The sequence below is a fragment of the Candidatus Vampirococcus lugosii genome, assembly GCF_018420025.1.
In the GTDB taxonomy this organism is placed as follows: domain Bacteria; phylum Patescibacteriota; class Gracilibacteria; order Absconditabacterales; family Absconditicoccaceae; genus Vampirococcus; species Vampirococcus lugosii.
Map to the genome: position 1 here is coordinate 1 of NZ_JAEDAM010000083.1, position 5,908 is coordinate 5,908.

Below are 5,908 nucleotides of genomic sequence, written 5' to 3' on the forward strand. Positions count from 1 at the left end.
ATTGCAGCTTGTTTAAGTATAGTAAATCATTTACCATATTTTTCTTCATTACCAGCAGCAGTAACCATTTGGAAAGCTCACCAAAGAAGTACTATTAATGCTATAAATGCCATAATTCAAAGTACCCAGTTTATACCCTTTTGAATTACATCTAAAAATCATTCTCATTTCAAACTATCAGAACCAGGTGTATCAGGATTAATTCATCAAGGATCTGCTCAAAATCATGATCTTGCACCAGGATCTTGAGCAAAAGATAATGATCATAAAGATAATATAAAAATAGATAACAATAAAATAATTTTCTTAATCATATCCATTAAATTATAATAAATAAATGTAACATTATTATACAAATATTTTTCAATAATTCAAGTAATTTTTATATATTTTTTATTTTTTTTAATAAAACTAAACTATTTCTATAAAATTATAGTATAGAATTTTTATAACATTTTTTATATTTAAATATATATTAAATTAAAATAATTCTATGAGGTAAATTAATTTTTGTAAATTTCTATCTGACAATAAATCTTTTTTTGATTGATAAAAATCATTTAATTGTCATTCCAAATTATTAATTTGTAAATTTTCTAATATTTCATATAATGAATGTATTTTTTTTGTATCTTTTTGAGTTAATAAATAAAACTTTTCTTTATCAGTATTAATTTCTGTATCAATATTATTTTCTGTATCAATATTATTTTCTTTTTTTGTATAAATATCTTTTTCTGTATAATCCATTTTTAGATTTATTTTTTCTCATATATTTACATTTTTAGTTTCTCATTTACTGTTTATGAATTTTAAATTAATTTTTTTTAAATCTTCAATCATAGATTCTATTGAATTAGAATTTATATTACATATATCAAAATATTTACATAAAAAATCATTAAGTTCTGCTAAATTATTTTCATATGTAATATGATTTTCAATAAATCCTATAAATCAATCTCAAAGATTTTCTTTTAAAGATCTAGCAAGTATTTGAGGACATTTATTTATCAAATGATTCATATTATCATTTATATATTTATTTCTATGTTCAAAATCTTCAAATTTTATCCATCATTCTTTATAATGGCTTAAATTAAGACATATTTTGTCTACTCCAAAATAACTATAATCTATTTCATTTCAATCTCAATTATCATCAAATGTTGGATCATAATATTTTCAATCCATTTTTATCCAAGAATGCAAATATCAATCAACTCTTATATCACTGTTTAATATACTTTGTATCTCTCATACTATTCTTTCTCAATCAATTCATAAAAGTCTAGCAAAAAAAAGATAACTTAATACATATCAATCACAAACATTTTTTCATTTTTCCAAAAAATTTCATAATCTCCATGGTCCCATGTCTTTCGGTAGATTCTCTAATTTATTCAATATATCATAATCATATTCAGTATTGGAAATAATATATTCATAAATTGATTTTTTTAAATCTCATTTTTCTTTATTTAAATTATTTATTTGTTCCAAATTGGAATCAATTTTATCTTTATTTTCTTCAATATATTTTATATCAAAATTTGTATAATTATTCATTGATATATATAAGTTATTATTACTTACATAACATTCATTTCATACATTTCATCAACCCAAAGCTTTTAAATCATAATTATTTACAAATAATAAATGTTCATATGCATCCATATATTTTTTATTTATTGTTAGTTGTTGACAAATAGATTTTTTTAATTTATTTTTTTTCCTGATTAATGCAGAATATTTATTTCATTCTTTCAAAATAAGTATATCAGAATTATCCAAAGAAAATTGATCTTTAAGTATTTGTTCATCCGTTTTATTTTCTATCATATAATATGATACACTTCATAAAATAATATAAGAATTTCATTGATTTGATGTATAAATTTTGTTTGAATATATTCAGTCATTTATATCTATTATTTCATAATTTTTATTTAAATAATCAAAAAAATTAGCAAAACTCATTCAAAACATTATTCCCCAAAATATAAATAGACTTATTAATATTTTCATATTATTTTTATAAATTTAGTAAAAAAATTTAATTCATTTAATATTTCTTCCAAAATTTCATCATTATTTGGCTTTTCTATATCTATCCAAAAAATATATTCAAAAGGATTTTCTTTTGATGGTAAAGATTCTATTTTTGATAAATTAATATTTTTGGTAGCAAAAGATCATAAACATTTATATAAAATAGCAGGTTCATCTTTTGTTTTGAATATAATACTTATTTTTCATTTTTTATTTTTGAAATTTTTTATAAATTCATTATTTTCAAAAATTTCATTATTCATAGATTTATCTTTTATTATAAGAAATCTTGTAGTATTTCATCATTGATCTTGTATGTCGCTATCCAATATATTTAATCAATATATTTCACTACAAAATCCAGATGCAATAGCTCATATACTATCATCTTTTGATTCTGAAATCATTTTGGCAGCTAGTGCTGTATCAGAAAATTCTTGCAATTTTATTCAATTATTATTTATATATTTTTCACATTGCATAAGTGCTTGAATATGACTATATACTTTTTTTATTTTTGATATATCTTTTGTTTTTGCAAGCAATTTATGATTTATCATTTTGTAATATTCTCAAACAATTTCAACATCATTTTCATAAATATGATAAAAGTTTTCATATATAGGTCATGCATAACTATTTTCTATAGGAATACATAATAGATTTTTATTATTAATTTTTTGGAAAACATCTTTGAACGAAAAATTTCAATAAATTGAAGTTTCAATATTTAAACTATTTTTTAATAATTGTGATACTTCACTTGAATAAGAACCTATTATTCATTGATAATTTATTTTCATATACAATAATTTATTATATAAATTTTTTCTTTATTTCCATATGATATGATCATCATCTCAAATTAATGGACTATTCAAAATTCTAAATTTTTTATTTGTATTCCATATATCAACTAATTTATCAAAATTTTTATCTACTTCCAACATTAAATTAGCTAGTTCATCAATTTCTTCAAAATCTTTTTCCGTAAATTTATCAAATTTATTTCAAATATAATATGGTGCTTGAAGATATAAAATTTCATTATTCATTAAACTATGAAAATCATAAAAAACAGCCCAAAGAACTGGTAATAATCATTTATAACCTCAAGCATTAATAAAATTATCAGCATTTAATTTTCATTGTCTAATTCATAACCAAGTATTTGCAGACCAATCAAATTTTTCTTCAGGAATATTATATTGATCAAAATCAAGGAAATCTTCAAAAAATCAATCAGCATCAAAATTAATCCATTTTTTTTGATTTTGGTCCCAATATTGATTTATCCAATGATCCCAACTTCAATCAGAAAAATATGGAGCAAATCATGAACGAACTCTACAAGGAATATTTTTTGATTTCAAAATTGTTGCCATTAATATCGCAACATAACGACAAGTTACAACAATTTTATCTTCAACTTTTCTATCTTTATGAAATCATTTATCGTCAAGTCTTAATAATTCTGCAATCATTGAAACAGAATTAGGTAAGATATCATCTTCACATCTTAATCTATGCCATGGAAATTTTTCCATATCTCAATAAATTAAATTTTTATTTGCATTTGTATTAAGATCTCTTAATGTTACTCTATGAATAATTTGATGACTTATTAAATTTCATAATTGTTTTACATCATCTGGTAAGCTCTTTAAAAAATTTTCATAACAACCTGGATTTGTAAATACACTAAAATTTAAATAATGATTTAATATATTTTCATTCATACAAAATAATATTTAGATATATAAATATCTTTATATATTATATTAATTTTTTAAAAAAACAATACAAAATAAAAAAAATATCAAAAATATAAAGATATGTTTAATAAATGATATTCAAAAAAGGAATATAAAATAAGTAATTTTAAATTATGTAGTACAAAAAATATTTTTATTTTCTCGCAAATCCTTGATTTAAATCAAGATTTAGAAGAAAATAAAATTATAAAATTTGTGTACTACACAAATCTATTTTTATTTTCTTGCAAATCCTTGTCTAAATCAAGGATTTAGAAATTTTGTTCTACAAAGATGAGGTTAAATTAAAATTTCTATTGATATTTTTTTATTTTTATATATTAAATGTTTAATTTATTGTATAAAATTTAATCTTAATGATTATAAATAAAGAAAGATATTGAGATATCAATATTTGAAAATTAATTATATTATCAATATCGATAATATTGGCAGTATGGTTGATATGAATATTGTTATATTTCAATATAAAATACCAAAAAACGGTTGTGTTATACTCAGCATTATGAAATATAGATACTGCTTCTCAAATTTTAATAGATTTAGATATATGTGATGAAGATTCTAAAAATATTAAAATTACTTATAATGCAATTTCTTCCAAATATACATTAGATTGTGACTTAATAGAATGAACTATTCAAGATTATAAAATACAAGAATTAACTGATTTAAACACAATTAATGCTACGACATGAAAAGCAATTTATTCTATACCTGATAAATAATTATCAAAAATATGTTGACTTATAAGATAATATATTTATTATTAAGATAATAAATTTATATTTAAAATATATAATTATGAGCAAAAATAAAAAGAATAATTCAAAAAAGCATATTAACGATTTTAAATTTTTGTTTATAATATTTGTTGTAGCTATTATAACTATATTAACAATGGCTTGTTATTTTAAAAAAAATACTGTAGAAGTTTTTAGTTATTGAATGATGACTGATATAAATATAGCATCACAGACTATGATAGATTTTGATGTATGTAAAAAAGATTCGTCTCAAATTTCATTAGAATATAATAACATGAAAAATAATTATAATTTGAGTTGTGATTTGAATTTATCGGAATTTGAGAAATATATTTGGAAAATACAAGAAAATCAAAATATTAAAATACTAAACATTAGTTCTACAGGAGCTATATATGAATATAAATGATTAACAAAAAGTAATTAATAAAAAAATCTATTGAAAAATATATAAAATATTGTATACTACAATTGAATAGTAATTATGCAATTTTTTATATATTTTTAAAAAAAATAAATATGTCAAATATATATTATATGTTAACATTTACAATAATGTTTAGTTTGGTAGTATTATTAGTTTTTACTATTAGGTCTTTTATGCTAACAAATGATGCTTATTATTGAGTAAGTTTTGTGTCTATCAATAAAAATTATCAAATAGATACTTTGGACAATATTGATTATGATTCTGAAAACATTATTTTTGTAAAAAATATTCCTCAATCTTGTATAGATGATTCTAATCATTCTATATATTGTTTATCAGATTTAAAAAAAAAATGATGATTTTATAATGGAAAATGGTTCAAAGGCGAAGATGTTGGTTCTATAAATAATAATTCTTGTAATATAATAGTAGAAAATTGAGAAAGTATACAAACTGCAATAGATAAAGCTAAAGAAGATTATGTAATATGTTTAAAATCTTGAAATTATGAAGGAGATTTGGAAATAACAAAAGAATGAATTGTTTTAATTAGTATAGGTGAAGATAATGTTCAAATAGAATGAGACATTGTCTTGTCTGGTGTAGATGAAGATGATTTTAAAATAATTAATATAAGTAATAATTCTTGTGATATAACTGTAGAAAATTGAGAAAGTATACAAACTGCAATAGATGATGCTCAAGAAGATTATGTGATATGTGTAAAATCTTGAACTTATAAAGAGAATTTAGAAATAGATAAAAAATGAATTGCTTTAATAGGTGTCGGTACAGATAGATCAATATTGGATGGTACAGATATTAATGAACATTGAATATATATTTATAATTTTGATAATATTGAAATTAAAAATATTGAA

General features: G+C 20.0%; 6 protein-coding genes and 1 pseudogene. 3 read left to right on the forward strand and 4 right to left on the reverse strand.

Features of this window, described 5'->3' with window-relative positions:
• The 4 genes from VAMP_RS04795 to VAMP_RS04810 form a co-directional block, all read right to left on the reverse strand.
• The coding region (locus tag VAMP_RS04795) for a hypothetical protein (protein ID WP_213349812.1) at positions 1–314 on the reverse strand (314 nt) is incomplete at its 3' end.
• A gap of 166 nt (positions 315–480) precedes the next feature.
• A complete protein-coding gene (locus VAMP_RS04800; protein WP_213349813.1) occupies positions 481–2,031 on the reverse strand; it encodes a hypothetical protein in 1,551 nt (516 codons plus the stop codon).
• A complete protein-coding gene (locus VAMP_RS04805; protein ID WP_213349814.1) occupies positions 2,019–2,858 on the reverse strand; it encodes a prephenate dehydratase in 840 nt (279 codons plus the stop codon). The genes VAMP_RS04800 and VAMP_RS04805 overlap by 13 nt, the downstream gene beginning before the upstream one ends.
• Before the next feature lie 30 nt (positions 2,859–2,888).
• Positions 2,889–3,794, reverse strand: a complete 906-nt coding sequence (locus VAMP_RS04810; protein ID WP_213349815.1) for a transglutaminase-like domain-containing protein — start codon at positions 3,792–3,794, stop codon at positions 2,889–2,891.
• Between the two features lie 392 nt (positions 3,795–4,186).
• On the opposite strand from VAMP_RS04810, the gene VAMP_RS04815 reads away from it, so the two are divergent.
• The 3 genes and pseudogenes from VAMP_RS04815 to VAMP_RS04825 form a co-directional block, all read left to right on the forward strand.
• Positions 4,187–4,558: a hypothetical protein gene (locus VAMP_RS04815; protein ID WP_213349816.1), complete on the forward strand. Its 372-nt coding sequence runs from the start codon at positions 4,187–4,189 to the stop codon at positions 4,556–4,558.
• Positions 4,559–4,634: 76 nt separating this feature from the next.
• Positions 4,635–5,024, forward strand: a complete 390-nt coding sequence (locus tag VAMP_RS04820) for a hypothetical protein (RefSeq protein ID WP_213349817.1) — start codon at positions 4,635–4,637, stop codon at positions 5,022–5,024.
• 92 nt (positions 5,025–5,116) lie between these two features.
• Positions 5,117–5,908: pseudogene (locus VAMP_RS04825) on the forward strand (pectinesterase family protein); the annotation flags it as partial.